Source organism: Desulfuromonas sp. DDH964 (assembly GCF_001611275.1).
GTDB lineage: Bacteria > Desulfobacterota > Desulfuromonadia > Desulfuromonadales > DDH964 > DDH964.
Map to the genome: position 1 here is coordinate 1,589,916 of NZ_CP015080.1, position 22,398 is coordinate 1,612,313.

Genomic DNA, 22,398 nt, shown 5'->3' on the forward strand with positions numbered 1-22,398 from the left:
TTCTTTGGTTCCGTTGCGGTCATCACTTTTTGCCGGGGTAAAAACTCCCGGTCTTTCCGTTCCGTCCTTTTGTTCCCCCTCTCTTCGTTTCTCCCAACCTGCTGACCTGGGCCGTTTTGCGTGGTTATTGTGCCCCGGGAGGTGGTCTTGAAGCTCATTGCGTCAATAAAAGGAGACAGTCGTCACAGCCATTGATTTCCCCGGGGGGGGAGGATGCAAAGGAGGAAACGCATGGTGCGTTCGGAGCGAGGGGTAACCTTGATGGAATTGCTGACTGTTGTCGGGGTCGTGGCAACGATGGCGCTGGTCGCCCTGCCCAGCTTTTCCCGATGGCGGGGGCAGGCCCAGTACCGGAAGGTGGCCTCGGAGATCGTCCAGTTGCTGCGTGAAGCGAGGACCCGGGCGATCAGTCGAAACCTGGAACAGCGCGTTGAATTTGAGCTGGCAAACCGCCGCTACCGCCTTACCGAGGGAAACCGCTCCTCCCGCAGTACCAGTTTTGCGACCGTCGTCGTCGATTGGATTGCCTTGCCGGAAGATGTTGCACTCATGAAAAACCTGGCGTGTAACAGCGAAGCGGACAGCAATCTCGAATTCAATCCCAACGGGACATCCCAGACCGGTTATGTCTGTGTCGTCGAGGCGGCGGCGCCCGCGAATTGCCACTTCAGGGTCGGAGTCTCCTCCTCGATTTGCGGCCGGCCGACGGTGCGCTGAAGGGGAGGGGAGAAATGAAAAACGGAGCCGATCCCCTGGGGGCGGCTCCGTGTGGTTTGAGTGATTTCTTTTTCGGCGTCACCCATTAAAAGGCGCCGGTCAATAGGGTAAAAAACTCCCGCGCAAGATTTTTGATTTTCTCGCCTTTACTCGTGGCCTTCGGCCACGAAGGTTGTCTGCTTCTCGACGTATGCCGGTATTTCGTTCCGTTTCCGTGTCAGCTCTTGGCTGCAACAGTCACCCATCAGGTTTAAGGCTCGATCGGCAGATGTTCCGTTCGCCGATGGCCCCTGCCGCTTTTCGCGGTCCAGAAAATTTTCGGTTCCATGCCGTGTCCAATGGATGTTGACAGGTCTTTTGGTTGTGAACCAGCCCCGTTGTGGCTCGCGGCATGGGCAGTCAAGATGCGGATAACCTTATCTGTCTGGGTGGGGCGGTTGACCAATCAGGCCTTTTGGTTGGGCCAACCCCATAGCTGGTTCCCCGCCCCAGCCAGTTCTATCAGGGAAACAGTTTTTCCGGCATAAACGGCACTTGGTCGCGCATAACGAAGAACGCCGCCCGGGTCAGCTTGTGGGCCAGGGCGCCGTGGGCCACCATGACCGGACACTTTGCGAGCTTGCGTTGATAGAACGCCCGCGCTTTCGGATCAAAACGACGGGCGAGTTCGGCCGCTTCGGAAAAGGCCCAGGCCAGGTATTTATTGCCGTTCTTTTCGTTGCCCCGTCCTTTGGCCTTGCCGTTGCTGGTCCAGCGACTGGAGACCTTGCGGCAATACGAGGCGTAATTTCCGACCTTGGCAAAGCGTTCGATGCACCCGGTTTCCAGCCGGATGGTCAAGCCCAGAATCTTGCCGACGCCGGGAAGGGACAGAAGATAGCGATAGGGGCCGTCGAGATCGATTTTACCTTCGACAACCGCCTCGATCTGCCGAATCTGCCGGGTAAGAAAGTCGATACTCTCCTTGCTGACCGCTCCGGCCAGGGCCAAATCCTCGTTTTCGGCGAGCAGGGGACCGATACGGTCACCTCGGAATCGTTTGATCTCGTTCGCCTTGAGTCGAACGCCGCAATTGCGGGTGACGATGTTCTGCAAGCTGATGATCAGCGAAGTCCGAAGGCGTATCAGATGTCCGCGTTTTCGCAACAGGTCGCGTACCGGACGCATTTCCTTCGGATAGATGTAGCCTTCCGGCAGAATGTTCAAGCGCAGCATCTCGGCCAACCAAAAAGAATCGTGGACATCGTCGACATGCTTCAACCCCTTGTAGGTTTGAATGGCCGCAGGATTGGCCAAATGAACTCGATATCCTTCGTCCATCAACAGATCCACCAGCCAGTACCAGTTGTAGGTCGATTCAACAACGGCGCCCATCAAGTCGGGCCGAAACGGCTGGAGGGTTTGTAAAATCTGCTTCGGGTCGTTGTCCAGCTTCTTTTTGAAAATCCTCTTTCCGTTCTGGTCAATGATTCCAAGATAGTTGTTATTTGAGTGCAGGTCGAAACCAGAGTAGAGTTTCATAAGGCACCTCCTAAAATAGGGAGTTGTTTGTTGTTCCTAGCGTACCAGGATCGGCCTGGTAGCGTAGGAGGTGCCTTTTAGAGGATTATCAGGCTTCACCAAAGACATCGGCGCTGAATATGTAGATTTCAGTGTCCTCCGACTTCCAGGCATCGGTCGGTAGCCCGGCCTTGACACAGGTCTGCTTGAGAAAGGTCTCCCGGTCCCAGCCGTGCTCGGTAGCGACCTGGGGGAGCAGAACACCCCGGTAAAAGCCTTTTTCGAGGTATATCCCGTGCTTGCCGACCTCGATTTCTCCGACGTCTTCAATTTTCTGCAGCGGCGATAGGACGGAGATCTCGAGACTGAAATTGCCGAGGTCCTCCTCCCGGATCGGGTAGAAGCGCGGATCCTTGCTCGCCGACGCTGCGGCAATCTCGGCCACTTCCCGAAACAGGGGGAGTTCGGACTGGAAATTCCCGATGCAACCCCGGAGTTCGCCGTTCTGCTTGATGGTGACAAAACAGCCACTTCGCTTGTTCAGGACTTTCTCTTCCCGGGGTTCGATGTAAACCGTTCCATTGCGAACCCAGGACTCGATCGATTTGCGCGCAATGGCCAGCAGGGTCGCCTGTTCCTTGTCGTTAAGCGCAGTTTTCACAAAACCTCCAGAAAATTCCATCCGTCAGGGATCCCCAGGTAATTGGCAGACAATATAGTAAGAATCGCGGTCATTTTCAAGGGATTTAGACGGTCCGGGGAAGGGCTGGGTGGGCCGGCCGGGAATACAAAAGGACGCCGCGCCGGCCGAAGGTTCTGCTTCGGTGGCGGCGGCGTCCATGGATAACGAGCTTGCGTGGCCAATCCCGGCTTATGGACCGAGACCCCGGCCGGGGATTCAGCTGTTGGCGGCGCAGGGGAGGGTGGAACCGTGAATCAGAACGTTCTTGCTATTCTCGATGGTCCACAGCGCGCCACAAAGACCGCATTCCTGGAGGTTTTCTGCGAATCCGTCGGAATGGGTGTCGATCTCGACGTGGTGGCTGTTTTTGCAGATGGGGCATTCCATGCCTGTTCTCCTTGGTTATGATGTATCTGGTTTTTATTCCCAAATTCTGTGTGAGGATAACTCCGTTCGCCCCGAAAATGCAAGGATAAAATCGAAAAAAATATTTAAATACAATAAGTTAGAGCACTTCTTGTTTTGTAGTGTATACCGTTTGTTGATTGTCAGACCTGTCGCCAGAGTGGGGCGCGAGGTACAGCCCGACAAGTGGTTGTAAATTTTACTAAAAATTTCAAATAAACCGGTTTTTGGCAAACTTCCATGGATTGGCCGACGAACCATTCGCCATTGGAGGACCAAATCGAGGTTCGTCGTCAAATCGACTTGGGTCGGCATAAAAAAAGGCCCCGTTGCCGGGGCCTGAAGGTAGTGACGAATCCATTTTGGAGGTCTTATTTGAACTGTTTTTCGCTGCGCTTGCGCTCATTGGCGTCGAGGTACTTCTTCCGCAGGCGGATCGATTTTGGCGTCGCCTCCACCAGCTCGTCCTCGGAGATATATTCGAGGGCCTGCTCCAGGGTGAGCAGCCGCGGCGGTATCAGGCGGACCGCCTCATCCGAACCGGAGGCGCGAACGTTGGTCAGTTTCTTTTCGCGGCAGGAGTTGACGACCAGGTCGTTCTCCTTGGCATGCTGGCCAATGATCATCCCCTCGTAGACCTCGGTGCCGGGGGCGACGAAGAGGGTGCCGCGATCCTGCAGGTTCCAGAGAGCGTAGGCGACGGTCTCCCCCGAGTCCATGGCGATCAATACTCCGTTTTTGCGTTGCGGGATCGGGCCGCGGTAGGGTGCATACTCGTGGAAGGTGTGGGTCATCACCCCGGTGCCGCGGGTGTCGGTGAGGAACTCGGTGCGAAAGCCGATCAGGCCGCGGGCCGGAATGACGAATTCGAGGCGGTTGATGCCGTCCATTGGATGCATGGAAACCATCTCTGCCTTGCGCTGGCCGAGCTTTTCGATGACCGTCCCCTGGTACTCCTCGGGGACGTCGATGACGAGGTACTCCATCGGCTCGCAGCGCACGCCGTCAACTTCGCGGTAGATCACCTCGGGTTTGGAGACGGCCAGTTCATACCCTTCGCGGCGCATATTCTCGATCAGGATCGACAGGTGCAACTCGCCGCGCCCGGAAACCTTGAAGGTGTCGGTATTGGCGGTGTCCTCGACCCGCAACGAGATGTTGGTGCGCAACTCGCGCATCAGCCGTTCGCGGATGTTGCGGCTGGTGACGTATTTTCCTTCCCGACCGGCAAAGGGAGAGGTGTTGACCATGAAGTTCATCGACAGGGTTGGCTCGTCGATGGCGACGTAGGGGAGCGCCACCGGGTTGTCGGCGGCGGCGATGGTTTCGCCGATGCCGACTTCATCGAAGCCGGCAATAGTGACGATATCGCCGGCCACCGCCTCGGTCATTTCGACCTGCTTAAGCCCCTCGTAGCCGAGGAGCTTGGAAACGCGGCCGCGCTTGATGGAACCGTCGCGGTTGATCAGGGCGACGGTCTCGCCGGCGCGGACCCTGCCGTTGGTAATCCGTCCGGTGGCGAGACGGCCGAGGTAGTCGTTGTAGGCGATGCTGGCGACGAGGAGCTGCAGGGAAGCATCCGGGTCGGCCACCGGCGGCGCCACCCGTTCGGCAATCATCGTGAAAAGGGGCTCGAGATTGGTCGATTCCTGGTCGAGTTCGCGCTTGGCAATCCCCTGCTTGGCGCTGGCATAGACGACCGGGAAGTCGAGCTGTTCCTCGTTGGCGTTGAGTTCGCAGAAGAGGTCGAAGACCTGGTCAAGGGCGTAAGCAGGCCGGGCACCGGGGCGATCGATCTTGTTGATGACGACGATCGGCTTGATGCCGAGATCGAGGGATTTTTTGAGAACGAAGCGGGTCTGCGGCATCGGCCCGTCGAAGGCATCGACGAGCAGCAGCACCGAGTCGACCATCTTCAGCACCCGTTCAACTTCGCCGCCGAAGTCGGCGTGCCCGGGGGTATCGACGATATTGATCTTGAGCCCGCCGTGGTGAATCGAGAGATTTTTGGAAAGGATGGTAATGCCCCGTTCTTTCTCCAGATCGTTGCTGTCCATCACCCGCTCGGTGATGACCTGGTTTTCGCGAAAGACCCCGGACTGTTTGAGCATGGCGTCGACCAGGGTGGTCTTGCCGTGGTCGACGTGGGCGATGATGGCGATGTTACGGATATTCTGCGGCATGATCCTGTGAACTCCTTGGCGGTGGCGCCGGTAACTGGCGGTTTCTGCAAAACCCATCAAATATAGAGAAGCGCGCCGGAAAAAGCCAGAAATAAATTTTCGCGCCGGGCGGACGTTCCAGCTACCGTCTTGCCAAAGGGGATAGAGGTCATTAAGATGATGCTAGCTGACCGCCGTCCCGCGCCGCTCTCATCTGTCCGCCTGTCGAGGAGGTTGCCCATGTCCAGAATATTTCTGTCCGGTCTTGCCGTTCTGCTGCTGCTGGCCGGCGGCTGCGCCGTCAACCCGGTGACCGGGCGTTCCGAACTCGCCCTGATGCAGGTCTCCGACCAGGAAGAGATCGCCCTGGGCGAGAAGGCTTTTCCCCAGGCCACCCAGACCATGGGGGGGGAGGTCAACGACCCGCAGCTGCAGGCCTATGTCAACCGGGTCGGCCTTTCCGTGGCGCGGGTCAGCCAGCGCCCCGGGCTACCCTACAGCTTTACCGTGGTCAATGACTCCTCGCCCAACGCCTTCGCTCTCCCCGGCGGCAAGATTGCCATCACCCGGGGGCTCTTGGTCAATATGGATAACGAGGCCCAGCTCGCCGCAATTCTTGGCCACGAGGTCGGGCATGTCAACGCCCGTGACTCGGTACAGGGGATGCAACGGGGGATGCTGCTCAATCTCGGTCTCGGCCTGTTGTCGGGTGCCACCGACCAGAGCGGTTACGGGCCGCTGGCGCAGCAGGCCGGATCTCTGGCCGCCGGGCTGCTCGACAAGTCCTACAGCCGCGACCAGGAACGCGCCGCCGACACCCTCGGCATCGATTACATGGTCAAGGCGGGCTACAACCCGGTCGGTGCGGTTCAGGTTCAGGACTTCTTCTATCGCAAGCTCGAGGGGGGGGGCGAGCCGCAATGGCTCTCCGGGCTCTTCCGCACCCATCCCTTCTCCAAGGAACGGCTCATCGCCAACCAGCAGTATATTGCCACCACCTATCCGACCCCGGGGCGTAACGCCCGAATCGCCAGCGAGTCCTTCCAGCAGGCGATTGCCGGTCTTAAAAAGAGCCAGGAGGGCTACGCCCTCTATGATCAGGCTCGGGAGCAGCAGGCGCAGGGGCAGACCGGCAAGGCGATCGCGACTTATCTTCAGGCTGCCGCCAAGGCTCCGGACGAGGCCTTGATCCTGACCGGTCTGGGGATGGCCTACCTCGACGCAGACGATCTCAACTCGGCGCGCATGAATCTCGCCAGGGCGGTGCGACTCGACGGCAACTATTACTATTCCCGTCTCGGCCTCGGTTACACCTATCTGCAGCTCAAGCAGGTATCCCAGGCGTTGCCGGAGCTGGAGCAGAGTCTGAAACTGATGCCATCCCTGCAGGGCGCCTATCTCCTCGCCGAGGGGTATGACCAGAGCGGCCAGGCGCAAAAGGCTCTCGCCCTCTACCAGGAGGTGGCCAAGGCCGACCCCCAGGGAAAACTCGGTCAGGCCGTCGCCACCCGGGTGACCGCCCTGCAGGGGAAACCGTGAACTGGGAGCAGCTGCTTAGTCCGGACGAGGTGCTGGTATGGGAAGGACGGCCGGCACCGCGGTGTTACACCTTTCGCAACTGGCGCCACGCCCTCTTCGGCGTGTTGCTCCTTTTTCTCAGCCTCTACTGGCTGACGATCGCGGTCCAGCTCGCCGCCGTTTACCATTGGCCCTGGCTGCCGCTCCTCCCCATCCCGTTTCTGCTCACCGGCCTCGCGCTCTCCCTGGGGCAACTGCTGCTGGCCCGCCTCGAATGGGAGCAGGTTTTTTATGCAGTAACCGACCGTCGCATCCTGGTGCGACGCGGGCTGCGCGGCCGGCGCCTCGAAGAGCTCCCGCTGGCGGAGCTCGGCTGGCTCCAGCTGCGCCCCCAGGGGAAGGAGCTCGGCACCCTGCGAATCCGCGACCGGGCGGATGAAAAACGCCTCACGCTCTGCTGCGTCGAGTATCCCCGTACGGTCGCCGACCTGCTCGAAGCGGCGCTGGTCCGCACTGCCGGCGAGTGCCTGCTGCGCAGCGGCGGCTGACCGGCTTTTAATTGACTTTACCCCTGCCGATTGGGTACCATTCCGGCACTTCCATCGTGCCGGAGAATTGCCCTTGCCCACCATGCAAAAACGCTTTTATCTCGAAACCTTCGGTTGCCAGATGAACGTCGTGGACTCGGAGCGGATCGTTGATCTGCTCCGGGACGCCGGCTATTCCCAGGTGGACGATCCCCCCGCGGCCGACCTCATCCTGCTCAACACCTGTTCGATTCGCGACAAGGCCGAACGCAAGGTCTACGGCCACCTCGGTCGCTTCAAGCCCCTCAAGCAGCAGAACCCGACCCTGATCCTCGGCGTCGGCGGCTGCGTCGCCCAGCAGGAAGGGGAACGGCTCCTTGAGAAGCTCCCCTTTCTCGACATCGTCTTCGGGACGCACAACGTGCACAAACTGCCGGAGATGGTGCAACGGGTGGAAGCGCAGCGGGTGCGCTACCAGGAGACCGAATTCCTCGACCGCGAAACCCGGCTGCAGCTCTTTCCGCAGCGGCGCGGCGGCGCGGCGATCTGCCGCTTTGTGACGGTGATGCAGGGGTGTGACAACTTCTGTTCCTACTGCATCGTCCCCCACGTCCGCGGGCGCGAGGTCAGCCGCCCCAGCGGCGAGATTCTCGCCGAGATCCGCGATCTCGCCGCCGGCGGCGTCCGCGAGGTGACCCTGATCGGGCAGAACGTCAACTCCTACGGCAATCGGGAAGCGGGCGAACTCTCCTTTAGCGAGCTTCTCGAAGCGGTGCATGGCATCGACGGTGTCGAGCGAATCCGCTTTACCACCTCTCATCCAAAAGACCTCTCCGATGAGCTGATTGCCGCCTTTGGCACCCTCCCCAAGCTCTGCAAGCATTTTCACCTGCCGGTACAGAGCGGCTCCGATCCGATCCTGCAGGCGATGAACCGGGGCTACGATCGCGGCGACTACCTCGACAAGGTCGCCCGGCTCAAGGCAAGCTGCCCGGAGATCCGCCTCACCTCCGATATCATCGTCGGTTTCCCCGGGGAGAGTGACGCCGACTTTGCCGCGACCCTCGACCTGGTGGAACAGGTGCGCTTTGCCGACCTCTATGCCTTTCTCTACTCGTCCCGCCCCGGAACCGCCGCCGCCGGGCTGAGCGACGATCTCCCGGCCGCGCGGCGGCAGGAACGCTTCGAGCGCCTGCTTGCCCTGCAGGCCGGTATCAGCAAGGCGACCTGGCAGCAGGACGTCGGCCGCATCCTGCCGGTCCTGGTGGAGGGAGAGAGTCGTCAGGGGGACGGCCAGCTCTTTGGCCGCACCAGCTGGAACCGCATCGTCAACTTCCCGGGGCCGGCCGAGCTAATCGGGCGCACCCTAGAGGTGCGGGTGACCCGCTCCTATAAAAACTCCCAGCTCGGCGAGCTGGCCGTAGCCCCGGCGTGACGCCGAAAGCCTGATTCCTGTATCCTGTGCTCTGAACCTCCAGCCCGACGGATTTTCCATGGCCAAGGGCCGCATCCTCGCCATCGATCACGAAGAGTTTTTTCGCACCCTCTACCGCGACCTGCTCAAGGGAGAGGGGTACTACGTCCGTCTCGCCGCCAGCGGCCGGGAGGCCCTCGACTGCCTGCGCAGCGAGGAATTCGACCTGGTGATCACCGACATGCACATGGAGGGGATGGACGGGCTGGTGATCACCGAGGCGATCCGTCGCTTCAACCCCGACCAGGAGATCATGGTGGTAACCGGCCAGCAGGAAGTGACGCTGGCAGTGGAGGCGATGAAGCGCGGCGTCTCCGAATACCTCCTCAAACCGATCCACCCCGAGGCTTTCCTCCTCGTCGTCAACAAGGTCCTCTTCCGCCAGAGCCAGGGGCTGGAGCACCGCAAACTCCTCGCCGAAAACCTCGAATTCCACGCCACCCTGACCTACTATCGGCGCTGCCTCGCCTTTCTCAAGATCCATGACCTCGATCGCCTCGGCGATGTGATCCTCGATACCCTGATGGAGCTGTTGCGGGCCGAAGGCGCCGCTCTCTGGCTGCGTGCCTACGGTGGCCAGCACTATCGTCTGCGCTGCCGGCGCGGCCTCGCCCGGGTGGCGGCCGAGGAAGAGACGCTGCAGCCCGATGCCGGGCAACGCCGACTCTTCGCCCTCGGCAACGCCAGCCTCGCCGATGAGGATCGTTCGCTCTGGGTCCCCCTCACCAGCGGCGTCGAACCGATCGGCCTGATCCGCGTCGAAGCGCCGGCCAGCCGTGACCAGTTCAATCGCCGTGACCTCAAGGTCGCTGACATGGTCGCCGAGTTTGCCGGCAGCGCTCTCTACAATGTGCTGCAGTACCGGCGCCTGGAGCAGGACAGCCTGCGGGTGCCGCGCGGCGAAGCCTACACCATGGCCTTTTTCCGCGATCACATCGCCAAGGAGCTGCACAAGGGGCGCCGTTACGGGCGGCGCCTGGCGCTGGTAAAACTGGTCGTTGCCAACTACCCCGAACTGCAGGAGCGCTTCCTCGACAAGGATCTGGGCGCGGCGCTGGAGGGGATGATCGCCACGGTCAATACCGCGCTGCGGGATGCCGATATCATGGCGCTGGCGGAGCCGGACGAGTATCTGATTATGCTCCCCGAGACCGACTACTGGGGTTCGCTGGTGACCCAGAAGCGGATTCGCAAGGCGCTGCGCGGCAAGCTGAACCTCAGCGACATGAAAAAGAGCCACCCGATCGAGGTTCTGATGCGCTCGGCCGCCTTTCCGGCTGACGGGGCGAGTTTCGAGGAGCTGCAGCATGTCGTCACCCGCCGCCTGGAACGGTTGCGGGGGAGCCTGTTCCAGCGTTCGCGCTGGCGGGAACAGCCGCTCTGGACGATTGTCGACCAGCTCCTCGGTCAGCCGGCCGACTACCGGGTCGGCAGGGAGGAGGGCGGACTGCAGGTCGGCAAGGCGCTGGCCGGGTTTGAGGACGGCCAGAGCAGCTGTTATTTCCGGATGCCGGAAGCGCGTCTTGAGGAGATCATGCTTGCCTTCTGCCAGGAGACGATCGAATCGAGCCGGACCCGCGGGGTCATCTACCGCAGTTGCAGCGACTTCGAGGTGATCCGGCGCAGTTTGCAGCATGCCGATCAACTCGAAAAGACGGCAACCAGTGTCTACCTGCTGGGCGGCCGGCGCCGGGTCGCCTGGGACAGCCAACGGCTGGTACCGATCTTCATCGAGGACGAGGCCTTCCGCAAGACGGTGGTGCTCCTCTACCTCAACGAGGATTACGCCTATGCCCTCTTCGCCCGCCGCCAGGGGAATGAGCTGATCGGTTTCCACAGCGCCGATTTCTATTTCGTCGAAAACATGCTGGCCAAACTTCAGGAGCAATACCAGCTCCAGGCGCAGATCTGATGCCGATGCCGATCGTGACCAAAACCGTTATTCTCGCCAGCGCGCGTGACGACCTGCAGGGGTTGGTCGAGTCCCTTCGCCAGCAGGGGTGCCAGGTGCATGCCTGCAACGACGGCGCCCGCGCCCTCGAACTCGCGCTGCGGCTCTTCCCGCAGCTGCTGGTCGTCGACAGCGATATTCCACTGCTGCCGGCGGCGCGGCTGGCCCAGATCCTGCGGGCCAACCCGCGCACGGAAGGGCTCTCCTTCTTCTTCGTCGGCCATGAGGGGGAGGAGATCGAGGGATTCCAGCGCCACCGCGACCAGTTTCTGCTGCGCCCCTTCAACCGCGAACAGCTGCTGCTGACCATCGCCACCTTCTTTGGCCGCCGCGAACGGACCGAACAGGTCAGCCGCCAGGAGAAGGAGGTTGCCGGCAGCCTCGACCAGATCTCCCTGGTCGACCTGCTGCAGGTGTTCGGGCTCAACCGCAAGGATGGAATCCTGCACCTCGCCCGCGGCGAGGAACGGGCCGCAGTCTTTATCCTGGAGGGGTGCGTGATCAATGCCCGGGTTGGCCGGGTCGGCGGGGAGAAAGCTTTCTTCCGGCTGTTGCGCTGGGAGAACGGCACCTTCTGGTTCGTCCCCGGACCGCCGGAGGTCGAGGCTCTCATCGCCACCCCCCTCGACCACCTGCTGATGGAGGGGATGCGCCAGAACGACGAGGAGAATGCCCAGCGCGATGCCCTGCCGCAGCCGGAGGCGATGCTCGGACTCAAGGTTCCCCGGGAGCGCCTGCCACATGGCCTGCGGCCGACGACCCAGGAAGTGCTGATGCTCCTCGAGTACTACCCGCGGGTGGAAGAGCTGCTCGATCATTGTCCGCGCCCCGACTTCGAGGTGCTGCAGGTTCTGAAGGTGCTGCTCGAAAAGGGGCTGGTCGAAGAGCTGCAGGCGGCGGCGGGGGAAGCACCGCTGCCGTTGCTGACCGCCGAGGAAGTGCTGGCGGCCAAGGATTTTTTCAATGACACCGAGCTGTTGCTCGAATCGGCATCGAGCAAACTGGTCTTGCTCGCGACCGCGCCGGAGCAGCTCCGGCAGTTTACCCAGGCGCTGCAGGGCCTCCCCGAGTTCGAACCGGAGAGCGCGTTTCTGCTCGGCGCCGACCGCCTCGGCCTCGGCGATATCGGGCGGCTTAACATCGGCGAGAGCTTCGCGCTGCGCCTCTTCTGCCTGCCGGCGACGGCAGCTACCGCGCCGCTTTGGACCGCCTTCGGGCGGCGCCTGTTCGGCGTGGCCGCCCTGGGTGACCCCGCCGGGATGGCGACGGCGATCGACTTTTTCGAAGCATCGCTGCACCTGCCGGTGGCGCGGGTCGTCTTTGCCCCGCCGTTGGCAGCAGGGACCTATCTGCTGCAACGCAACGACCGCCAGGGGGTGCGTCGCCTGCTGGCCTCTTTTGCCACCCGTTTCACCGGGGAACCCGTTCCCGAGGAGGTAGCATGATCGACCTGCACACCCATACCCTGTTCAGCGATGGCGAACTGATTCCAGCCGAATTGACCCGCCGTGCGGCGGTAGCCGGCTACCGGGCCCTGGCCATGACCGATCACGGCGACCTGTCGAACCTCGACCTGATTATCCCCCGCCTGGTCCGGGTCGCGGCCGACCTCGGCGCCGCCTGGGGGCTGACGGTTCTCCCTGGTATCGAGTTGACCCATATCCCCCCCGGGGAGATTGCAGCGGCCGCCCGCGAGGCGCGGCGTCTCGGCGCCCGGATCGTCATCTGCCACGGCGAGACGATCGTCGAGCCGGTCGCCGCCGGCACCAACGCGGCTGCCCTTGCCGCCGACATCGACATCCTCGCCCACCCCGGGCTGCTCAAGGCGGAGCTGGCGCAACTGGCGGCGGAGCGTGGCATCTGCCTCGAAATCACCACCCGCAAGGGGCACAGCCTCACCAACGGCCATGTCGCTCGGGCCGCCCTCGCCGCCGGCGCCAAGCTGGTCATCGACAACGACGCCCACGCCCCCGGCGATCTCCTCTCCCCGGGAATGATGCGCGCCGTCGGGCGCGGCGCCGGCCTGAGCGAGGAGCAGGTCGAGCAGTGCCTGCGCAACAGCGAGGAACTGGTGACCAAGGCCCTCGGTGATGGGCGATGAGTGATGAGTGATGAGTGGCAAAGGAGAAGTTGTGACTGACATGGATTTTGCCTTTTTTCAGGAATTTGTCGAAGCGCCGAGCCCGTCGGGCTTTGAACAGCCGGCGCAGCGGATCTGGCGCCGGGAACTGCAGGAAGTGGCGGACGTGGTCAGCGGTGACATGATGGGAAATGCCATCGCCCGCCTCGCCGGCAGCCAGTCCGGTGCCCCGCGGGTGATGCTCGCCGGCCACTGCGACGAGATCGGCTTCATGGTCAGCTACATCGACGACCAGGGCTTTCTCTACTTCGCCCCGATCGGCGGCGTCGACGCTCACCTTGTCCCCGGTCAGCGCGTGCTGGTACACGGGGCCGCCGGGCCGGTGCGCGGCGTCGTCGGCAAGAAGCCGATCCACCTGATGGAGGCCAAGGACCGGGAAAGCGTGGTCAAGTTCAAGAGCCAGTTTATCGACATCGGCTGCGCCAGTCGTGCCGAGACCGAAGGCCTGGTGGCGGTCGGCGATCCGCTGACCTTTGCCGTCGGCCTGGAGCGGCTGCAGGGGGAGCGCGTCACCTCGCGGGCCTTCGATGACAAGATGGGCGCCTTTATCGTCGCCCGGGTGCTGCAGGAAGTGAAGCGGCGCGGGCCGATTGCTGCCGAGCTCTTTGCCGTCTCCACGGTCCAGGAAGAGATCGGCCTGCGCGGCGGTACCACCAGCGCCTACGGCATCGACCCCGACATTGCCATCGTCGTCGAGGTCGGTTTCGCCACCGACCATCCCGAGGTCGACAAGAAGGAGATCGGCGACTTCCGCCTCGGCGGCGGGCCGATCCTGGCGCGCGGCGCCAACATCAACCCGGCCCTCTTCGAGCTGCTCCTTGCCAGCGCCAATGAGGAAGGGATCGCGGTGCAGATCATGGGCGCGCCGCGAGCTACCGGCACCGACGCCAACGTGATCCAGCTCTGCCGTGGCGGGGTGGCGACCGCCCTGGTCAAGGTGCCGCTGCGCTACATGCACTCGCCGGTGGAAGTCCTCGATCTGCGCGACCTGGAGGCAACGGTACAGCTCCTCGCCGCGGCGGTTCGGCGCATAAGCGACCGGGACCATTTTATCCCCCGCTGAACCCCGTATTTGCCCTTGACGGGATTCCGCCGGCGGGTATAGAGTCGGCGATTAAATATTTTACTCCTCCCGCCCGCTAAAGGAGATCATAGATGCTCGACTCCGAAATTCGCGAAGGGTTGACCTTCGACGACGTTCTGCTCCTCCCCGCCCACTCCACGGTCCTCCCCAAGGAGACCGACCTGACCACCCTGCTGACCCCCCAAATCCGCCTCAATATTCCGCTCCTCTCCGCGGCCATGGATACCGTCACCGAGGCCCGGACTGCGATCTGCATGGCGCGGGAAGGGGGGTTGGGGATCATCCACAAGAACCTCACCCCGGCCGAGCAGGCGCTGGAGGTCGACCAGGTGAAAAAATCGGAGAGCGGCATGATCGTCGATCCGATCACCATGGATCCCGACCAGAAGATCTTCGAGGCCCTGGCGCTGATGAAGAAGTACCGCATCTCCGGGGTGCCGATCACCAAGAACGGCAAGCTGGTCGGTATCCTCACCAACCGCGACCTCCGTTTTGAAACCCAGCTTCAGCAGCCGATCTCCAACGTCATGACCAAGAACAAGCTGGTCACGGTGCCGCCGGGGACGACCCTCGAAGAAGCCAAGTGGCACCTCCACCAGCACCGCATCGAGAAGCTGCTGGTGGTCGACGACAACTTCGCCCTCAAGGGGCTGATCACCATCAAGGACATCGAGAAGGTCCGCAAGTACCCCAACGCCTGCAAGGACGACATGGGCCGGCTGCGGGTCGGTGCGGCGGTCGGCGTCGGCGGGGACCGCGAGGAGCGCCTCGAAGCCCTGGTCCGCGCCGGGGTCGACGTGGTGATCATCGATACCGCCCACGGCCACTCCCAGGGGGTGATCGACACGGTGATCGACTGCCGCCGCCAGTACCCGGAGCTGCAACTGATCGCCGGCAATATTGCCACCGCCGAGGCCGCCCGGGCCCTGATCAAGGCCGGCGTCGACGCGGTCAAGGTCGGCATCGGTCCGGGCTCGATCTGCACCACCCGGGTCGTCGCCGGGGTCGGGGTGCCGCAGATCACCGCCATCGCCAGCGTCGCCGAGGTCACCGGCAAAGCCGGCATCCCGCTGATCGCCGACGGCGGCATCAAGTATTCGGGCGAACTCCCCAAGGCGGTCGCCGCCGGCGCCGATATTATCATGATCGGCTCCCTCTTCGCCGGCACCGAGGAATCACCCGGCGAAACGATCCTCTACCAGGGACGGACCTACAAGGCCTACCGCGGCATGGGCAGCCTCGGCGCCATGAAGGCCGGCAGCAAGGATCGCTACTTCCAGGGGGACGTGGAGAGCGATATCAAGCTGGTCCCGGAAGGGATCGAAGGACGCGTTCCCTACCGCGGTCCCCTCTCCGAGAATATCCACCAGCTTCTCGGCGGTCTGCGCGCCGGCATGGGCTACACCGGCTGCCGCACGATCAAGGAGTTGCAGCAGAAGGGGCAGTTCATGCGGATCACCAACGCCGGTCTGCGCGAGTCCCACGTCCACGACGTGGCGATCACCCACGAGGCCCCCAACTACCGGGTCGAGCGCAGCGGGTAGCAATTGGTTTTCATAGGTCCTGTTAGTCTTTATAGGACCTATGGGACGCATGGGACCTATGAAAAACCGCGACCTCGCCTTTCCCTTAACCAGGTAATTCAATGGACATCCACCAGGAAAAAATCCTGATCCTCGACTTCGGCTCCCAGTACACCCAGCTGATCGCCCGCCGGGTGCGCGAAGCCCACGTCTACTGCGAGCTCCACCCCTTCGACATGGAGCTGGCGGCGATCCAGGCCTTCGCTCCGGCAGGCATCATCCTCTCCGGCGGCCCGAAATCGGTCTACGAGGCGGGGGCGCCGGCGGTGGCCGAAGCGCTCTTCGAACTCGGGGTGCCGATCCTCGGCATCTGCTACGGCATGCAGCTCCTCTCCCGCCACTTCGGCGGCGAGGTGGTGCCGGCCGGCAAGCGGGAGTTCGGGCATGCCGACCTCTTCGCCAAGGGGCAGCCCGGGCCCCTCTTCGACGGCTTCTTCGTCGACGGCAAGAGCCCGGTCTGGATGAGCCACGGCGACCACGTTGCCACCGTCCCGGCCGGGTTCGAGGTGGTTGCCGGCAGCGGCAACGCGCCGGTCTGCGCCATCCAGGATGTGGCGCGCAATCTCTACGGCGTCCAGTTCCACCCCGAGGTCAACCACACCCCGCGCGGGGAACTGCTGATCGATACCTTCGTGCGCAAGATCTGCGCCTGCCACGGCCAGTGGACGCCGGGGCAGATCATCGCCGACGCGGTCGAACGCATCCGCGCCCAGGTCGGCGGCGACCGGGTCATCCTCGGCCTCTCCGGCGGCGTCGACAGCTCGGTGGCGGCGGCGCTGATTCACCGTGCCATCGGTGATCAGCTCACCTGCGTCTTCGTCGACAACGGCCTGCTGCGGCTCGGCGAAGGGGACCAGGTGATGGCGACCTTCGCCAAGAACCTCGGGGTCCGGGTGATCCGCGTCGATGCCGAGCGGCGTTTCCTGGACAAGCTCGCCGGCGTCACCGACCCGGAGCAGAAGCGCAAGATCATCGGCAATCTCTTTGTCGATATCTTCGAGGAGGAATCGAAGAAACTGACCGACGCCAACTGGCTCGCCCAGGGGACAATCTACCCCGATGTCATCGAGTCGGCCGGGGCCAAGACCGGCAAGGCCCACAACATCAAGAGCCACCACAACGTCGGCGGCCTCCCCGACTATATGAAGCTCCAGCTCCTCGAGCCGCTGCGCGAGCTCTTCAAGGACGAGGTGCGGGCGATCGGCGAGGAACTCGGCCTGCCGCACCAGATGGTCTGGCGCCACCCCTTCCCGGGTCCGGGGCTGGGGGTGCGCATCCTCGGCGAGGTGAAGAAGGAATACTGCGACATTTTGCGCCGCGCCGACGCCATCTACATCGAGGAACTCTACCGCAGCGGCCACTACGACAAGATCAGCCAGGCCTTCGCCGTCTTCCTGCCGGTGAAGAGCGTCGGCGTCATGGGGGACGGCCGCACCTACGAATATGTCGTCGCCCTGCGCGCCGTCGAAACCAAAGATTTCATGACCGCCGGCTGGTACCCGATGCCCTACGCGGACCTGGCGCGGATCAGTAACCGCATCATCAACGAGGTCAAGGGGATCAACCGGGTCGTCTACGACATCTCGAGCAAGCCGCCGGCCACCATCGAGTGGGAATAGGGCGTGACATGGGGGGGCTGATGCTGATGCGCTGGTTGCCGGCGTTTCTGCTGCTGAGCCTGGTGGCGGTGACCCCGCTGCGGGCCGAAGAAATCGCAGCGCCGGAGCGCCCAGCGCTCTGGAGCAGCGACGAGACCCTGCTGCTCCTCGGTGGTCTGGCCGGTGCCGGGGTGGTCTCCCTCTGGGACGAGAATCTCAGCCGCAAGGCCGAGAACAACCAGGCCGCTCCTTTTGAAGAGCTCGCCTCCGGCTTCAATCTGGTCGGCCATCCCGTCGCCTGTTTCGGGCTCGCCGGTGCCACCTGGGGTTACGGCCTCTGGACGGAGGATACTGAAATTGTGCAGACGGGCCGCCAGGCCACCGCGGCGGTCGTTGCCGCCGAGCTGGCCACTCTGGCCCTCAAGGCCGCGACGGGGCGGGAGCGACCTGACAATTCAGCCAGCTCCGGTGCCTTTCATCCCTTCTCCCTGGAGCGCGAAGCCGACTCCTTCCCCTCCGGGCACACCGCCGGCGCCTTTGCCCTGGCCGCCGTCTTTGCCCGTCACGCCCACACTCCCGCTGCATCCTGGGGCTATTACAGTCTTGCCGGCCTGGTCGGCCTCTCCCGCGTCTACGCCGGCGACCACTGGGCGTCGGATGTGGTCGCCGGAGCCGTCATCGGCGAGCTGGCGGGGCGCCTGGCGATAAAATGGCAGCAGCAACTGGGTGGTCCTTCCGCAGCCCTTTACCCTTGGGCCGGCCCCGGTCTCGGGGTGCAATGGGTTGCTCGGTTCTAATCTCGCCTCATTCCGGAAATTCCAGAGGAAAACAGCTCGCCCTACTTCCAATCCGAGGGGTCAAACCGGACCCGGGAAAACCAGCTTGCGATTGGAGTTTCTCCCTATTTCCCTTGGTTTTTCAGTAGTTTTTTGTTGATCTGGCCGGCGGGCTATGATAAAAATGCCGCTTCGAATGAAGCGCTCCAAATTTTAATCTGAAATGCAATACGCCCGGTCGGTAACGCCTTTACAGGGTTTGGATCCTTTGCGCCCTCTCCCCCAAAAAAAATCCGAGCCTGGGGTGGTCGTTGTCCTGATCTCCATCCGGTTTCGGCAACTACCCATGGGCGGCACGGAACTGGAATCTTCCATTCGGAAAGGATATTCACCTTGACCAGAGCTTGTTTTTTTTATCTTGGTAGCCTTTTGGCCCTCTGCCTGTGTTGGGGAGCAATTGGGGTGACAGTTGCCGGGGCGGCTGATTTAACCCCGCAGCAGATGCTGGAGCAGCTCTCTCCCGCGGAAAAGGAGGCCCTGGCCAAAAAGTATGGTGTGGAGCTGCCCGGTGAAAAGGGCGGGGCGGTGACCGTCAATAATCCACCCGTTGTCAAGGCGCGTCCCCTTGAAAACTCAGAAATTGAAGGAGAATTCAAGGCCCCGGCCGCCGCTGATGAAAAACTAACACTTGCCAAACCGGTCGCAGTGGACTCTCCGGTCACCAAGATTTCCGGGCAGGCGGCCGCCGAAGCCCTGGAATTGCGCCGCGGCTTCGCCGACTTTGTCGCAGAGTCGAAGGCGCTTAAGGTCGATACGAATTTGCGGCAGTTCGGCTATGAGCTATTTGCCGGGACGCCTTCCACCTTTGCGCCGGTTACGGACGTTCCCGTTCCCGCGGAATATGTCCTTGGCCCTGGCGATGAGTTGAAGGTGCAGCTGTTCGGAAAAACCAACCAGCAATTAGCGATGATCGTTGACCGGGAGGGAGTGATCGCCTTTCCGGAAATCGGCCCCTTGAATGTTGCCGGGATGAGCTTTGCACAGGCACGGGCCTATATTGCCGAGCAGGTCAAGGAAAAGACGATTGGAGTCTCCGTTAGCATAACCATGGGCGAGTTACGCTCGATTCGTGTCTTCGCTTTGGGGGAGGTTTCGCAACCCGGTTCTTATTTGGTCAGTGGCCTGGCCACCCTTTCGCAGGCGTTGTTCGTCTCTGGCGGGGTCAAGAAGATTGGCTCTCTTCGAAAGATCCAGCTCAAGCGGGATGGCCAACTGGTCACCACCATTGACCTGTATGATTTCCTGCTCAAGGGTGATACCAGTGCGGACGTGCGGCTGCTTCCCGGCGATGTTGTCTTTGTCCCGCCGGTCGGAGCCACGGTCGGGGTGGCCGGAGAGGTAATGCGCCCGGCGATTTACGAGCTGCGCACTGAAAAAAGCCTGGGTGATCTGTTAACTCTCGCCGGGGGGCTCCGGCCGACGGCCTTTCGTGAAAAAGCCCTGATTGAGCGGGTTGGCGAGAACGGGATCCGTTCCGTGCAGGAGGTCGCCTTGCAGGATGCAGGACTGCAGACCACACTGCGCAACCACGATCTGATAAAGATTTTCTCAATCCTCGACTACGAAAAAAATCCCGTATTTCTGGTGGGTAACGTCAAACGTCCCAGTAAATATGCCTGGAAGGAGGGGATGCGACTTTCAAGCCTGGTTTCCGGCCCCGATCAATTGATGCCGGAAACCTATCTTGATTACGCTTTGATTGAGCGGGAAGCTGCCGACAATCGTGAGCCTGAACTGGTACGGTTCAGTCTGGCTGATCTCCTGAACGGCAAAGCCGAAGCAGACCTGTTACTTCAACCGCGAGACAAGGTGTACATCTTCCATCGGTCCCATTTTCGTCAGGCGCCGATGGTGACCATTTCTGGTCAGGTGCAGAGTCCCGGCAGCTATGAGCTGAAACGCTCCATGCGGCTGGTTGATTTGCTGTTGTCGAGTGGTGGCCTTCGCAAAACTGCTGATCCCAGTGAGGCAGAACTGTACCGGACCGACCCGGTATCAAAGGAGGTAAGTTTATCCAGGTACTCTCTCGCGGCGGCCCTGGCGGGGGTGAATGATCAGAACCCATTGTTGCAGGACTCTGATCGGCTGGTCGTCCATTCCATCTGGGAGACCAAGCAGCGCTTTACGGTGAGAGCCCTCGGCGAGGTCAATAACCCGGGTTCCTACGAACTGGCCGCCGGGATGCGGGTTGCTGATCTGGTATTTGCTGCCGGTAATTTGACCCCCCGGGCCTATCTGAAACAGGCGGAAATCACCCACTTCGACATCGTCAACGGGGAAGAACGCGTCACCCGCCACGAATCTTTCGATCTGACAGCAGCGTTGCAGGGCGATGCTGAGGCCAACCAGCTGCTGGCCCCCTATGACGTGATTACGGTGCGGACCCTTTCCAACTGGCGGGGAGCGGAGAGTGTCACCCTGGCAGGTGAATTCAAATTTCCCGGGACCTACCCGATCGAAGAGGGGGAGCGGCTCTCCTCCGTCATTAAACGCGCCGGAGGGTTTCTGCCGGAGGCCTATCTGGATGCGGCATTTTTTACGCGCGAATCGATTCGACAAGATCAGCAGCAGCAGATTGACGAAATGGTACGGCGGCTGGAGAGAGAAATCAACCTGACCCAGGCATCTATCGGGAGGGAAAACCCGCAATCTCTCGCATTGCAACGTAACCAAACCGAGTTGGTTGCAGCGCAGAAGATTTTGGAGGCCGCCAAGCGGGTCAAGGCGACCGGCCGTCTGGTGATCCAGCTCTCTGATGTCAAAGCCTTGGCCAATTCTGAATTCGACCTGGCATTACGGGACGGCGACGTGCTGCGTGTCCCGAAACGCCCCGAGGAAGTTCATATCATCGGGCAGGTTTACAATTCCTCGTCACAGCTCTACCGGCCAGGGGATGATCGTGACGATTACATCCAGCGTTCCGGTGGATTAACCAATTTTGCCGACAAGGGGAGCATTTACGTGGTGCGCGCCAATGGGGAAGTCGATCCTCAGAAAGGCTGGTGGCGGTCCCGGGAAATTCATCCTGGTGATGTCATTGTTGTTCCCGAAAAACTTGACCGGTTTTATGCCATTGAAAGCGCCCTCGATTGGAGCAAGGTGTTGATGCAGGTTGGGGTTGGTGTCGCTTCAATGAAGACCCTGGGAATTTTATAAAAGCCGGCCCGAATATTCAGAAAGTCGTAAATGATGAGTAACCATACCGAACAGGCCGCCGAGCTACGCCCGCCGATTAATCAGGATTTGGGCCGGTCGCCAGCTCCTGCTGACGATGAAATTGATCTTCTTGAACTTTGTCAGGTAATTTGGGCCGGTCGCAAATATGTTTTTGCAATCACCTTTTGTGCGGCTCTTCTGGCGGTAATCATTTCCTTATTGCTGCCCAATATCTATAAAGCCGAAGTGCTTTTGGCCCCGGTCGGCAGCGAGGAAGTGAAAGGGGGCGGGCTGGCGTCCGCTCTCGGCAACCTCGGCGGTTTTGCTGCAATGGCCGGGATCGCTCTCCCCGGCGGCGGCGCGATTGAAACCAACCTCGCAGTTCTCAAGTCCCGGGAGTTTATTAATCAATTCATTAAAGACAAGGAGCTCATGCCGGTTCTCTTTGCCGATGACTGGGATCGGAAAAAGAGCCAGTGGAAAGAGAGTGATCCGGAAAAGCGGCCCAATTCCTGGGATGGCTACCGGTTATTTACCAAAGAGATCATGAAAGTTTCCCTCGATGACAAGACCTCCCTGGTGACAGTCTCTGTTGCCTGGACCGATCCGGTATTGGCCGCGGAATGGGCCAATGAACTGGTGTCGCGACTGAATGATTTTTTGCGCCGACAGGCTATTCTGCGGAGCGAAAATAATCTTAAATATCTCAACCGGGCCCTTGAAAGCACCAGTGTTGCCGATATGCGGCAAACCCTCTTTACCCTGATTGCCAGTGAACAGAAAAAGGCAATGCTAGCAAATACGCAAGAGGAGTTCGCCCTCCGGGTCCTGGACAAGGCCGCTGCACCAGATAAGAAGTTCAAACCGAAACGGGCGATCATCTGTATCCTGGCGACGGTTGCAGGCGGAATGTTCTCGGTACTTTTTGTTCTGGTATTGAATTGGTATCGCCGCAATACCGAGATTCCTCCAATAGGGGTGGATTAGTACCCTTTACGGTACTTTCCTCTAATTTTCAGGAGGGTCCAATTTCCCGAAGCTTGCCTCGCAATCGGCAAGCACTAC

17 protein-coding genes are annotated in these 22,398 nt (G+C 61.3%); 13 read left to right on the plus strand and 4 right to left on the minus strand.

Annotated elements, in window-relative coordinates; genetic code table 11:
- Positions 1–231 precede the first annotated feature (231 nt).
- On the plus strand, positions 232–717 hold the full coding sequence (locus tag DBW_RS07200; protein WP_066726347.1) for a GspH/FimT family pseudopilin: 486 nt from the start codon (positions 232–234) through the stop codon (positions 715–717).
- A 501-nt stretch (positions 718–1,218) separates the two neighbouring features.
- On the opposite strand, the gene DBW_RS07205 is transcribed toward DBW_RS07200, so the two are convergent.
- From DBW_RS07205 to typA, 4 genes are all read right to left on the minus strand, one after another.
- The gene (locus tag DBW_RS07205) at positions 1,219–2,238 is read right to left on the minus strand and encodes an IS110 family transposase (RefSeq protein ID WP_066722476.1); all 1,020 of its coding nucleotides are present in this window, start codon (positions 2,236–2,238) and stop codon (positions 1,219–1,221) included.
- An 88-nt stretch (positions 2,239–2,326) separates the two neighbouring features.
- Positions 2,327–2,878, minus strand: a complete 552-nt coding sequence (amrA, locus tag DBW_RS07210; RefSeq protein ID WP_157471821.1) for an AmmeMemoRadiSam system protein A — start codon at positions 2,876–2,878, stop codon at positions 2,327–2,329.
- A 237-nt stretch (positions 2,879–3,115) separates the two neighbouring features.
- A complete protein-coding gene (locus DBW_RS18460; RefSeq protein ID WP_157471822.1) occupies positions 3,116–3,286 on the minus strand; it encodes a hypothetical protein in 171 nt (56 codons plus the stop codon).
- Between the two features lie 389 nt (positions 3,287–3,675).
- Positions 3,676–5,487, minus strand: coding sequence for a translational GTPase TypA (gene typA, locus DBW_RS07215; RefSeq protein ID WP_066726351.1), 1,812 nt, complete (start codon positions 5,485–5,487; stop codon positions 3,676–3,678).
- Positions 5,488–5,706: 219 nt separating this feature from the next.
- Here typA and DBW_RS07220 point away from each other — a divergent pair, with 219 nt between their 5' ends.
- The 12 genes from DBW_RS07220 to DBW_RS07275 all read left to right on the plus strand — a co-directional run bounded on the left by DBW_RS07220 (position 5,707) and on the right by DBW_RS07275 (position 22,320).
- Complete coding sequence (locus DBW_RS07220) at positions 5,707–7,005, plus strand: M48 family metallopeptidase (RefSeq protein WP_066726354.1); 1,299 nt, start codon at positions 5,707–5,709, stop codon at positions 7,003–7,005.
- Positions 7,002–7,532 (plus strand): PH domain-containing protein, encoded by a 531-nt coding sequence (locus tag DBW_RS07225; protein WP_066726357.1) that lies wholly within the window; start codon positions 7,002–7,004, stop codon positions 7,530–7,532. Before DBW_RS07220 ends, DBW_RS07225 begins: the two co-directional genes overlap by 4 nt.
- Before the next feature lie 82 nt (positions 7,533–7,614).
- The gene (miaB, locus tag DBW_RS07230; RefSeq protein ID WP_066729726.1) at positions 7,615–8,946 is read left to right on the plus strand and encodes a tRNA (N6-isopentenyl adenosine(37)-C2)-methylthiotransferase MiaB; all 1,332 of its coding nucleotides are present in this window, start codon (positions 7,615–7,617) and stop codon (positions 8,944–8,946) included.
- A 58-nt stretch (positions 8,947–9,004) separates the two neighbouring features.
- The gene (locus DBW_RS07235; protein WP_066726360.1) at positions 9,005–10,897 is read left to right on the plus strand and encodes a response regulator; all 1,893 of its coding nucleotides are present in this window, start codon (positions 9,005–9,007) and stop codon (positions 10,895–10,897) included.
- A complete protein-coding gene (locus tag DBW_RS07240) occupies positions 10,897–12,381 on the plus strand; it encodes a DUF4388 domain-containing protein (RefSeq protein WP_066726364.1) in 1,485 nt (494 codons plus the stop codon). Before DBW_RS07235 ends, DBW_RS07240 begins: the two co-directional genes overlap by 1 nt.
- Positions 12,378–13,037, plus strand: a complete 660-nt coding sequence (locus DBW_RS07245; protein ID WP_066726367.1) for a histidinol phosphate phosphatase domain-containing protein — start codon at positions 12,378–12,380, stop codon at positions 13,035–13,037. Before DBW_RS07240 ends, DBW_RS07245 begins: the two co-directional genes overlap by 4 nt.
- Positions 13,038–13,068: 31 nt before the next feature.
- On the plus strand, positions 13,069–14,139 hold the full coding sequence (locus DBW_RS07250; RefSeq protein ID WP_442856861.1) for a M42 family metallopeptidase: 1,071 nt from the start codon (positions 13,069–13,071) through the stop codon (positions 14,137–14,139).
- A 92-nt stretch (positions 14,140–14,231) separates the two neighbouring features.
- Complete coding sequence (gene guaB, locus DBW_RS07255; protein ID WP_066726376.1) at positions 14,232–15,704, plus strand: IMP dehydrogenase; 1,473 nt, start codon at positions 14,232–14,234, stop codon at positions 15,702–15,704.
- A gap of 101 nt (positions 15,705–15,805) precedes the next feature.
- Entirely contained in the window at positions 15,806–17,362 is a 1,557-nt protein-coding gene (guaA, locus tag DBW_RS07260; RefSeq protein WP_066726379.1) for a glutamine-hydrolyzing GMP synthase, read from the plus strand.
- Between the two features lie 20 nt (positions 17,363–17,382).
- Complete coding sequence (locus DBW_RS07265) at positions 17,383–18,138, plus strand: phosphatase PAP2 family protein (RefSeq protein WP_066726382.1); 756 nt, start codon at positions 17,383–17,385, stop codon at positions 18,136–18,138.
- Between the two features lie 372 nt (positions 18,139–18,510).
- A complete protein-coding gene (locus tag DBW_RS07270) occupies positions 18,511–21,333 on the plus strand; it encodes an SLBB domain-containing protein (RefSeq protein WP_157471823.1) in 2,823 nt (940 codons plus the stop codon).
- Positions 21,334–21,363: 30 nt separating this feature from the next.
- Positions 21,364–22,320 carry a Wzz/FepE/Etk N-terminal domain-containing protein gene (locus DBW_RS07275; RefSeq protein ID WP_066726388.1) on the plus strand — a complete coding sequence of 319 codons (957 nt, stop codon included), beginning with the start codon at positions 21,364–21,366 and terminating at the stop codon, positions 22,318–22,320.
- Positions 22,321–22,398: the final 78 nt, after the last annotated feature.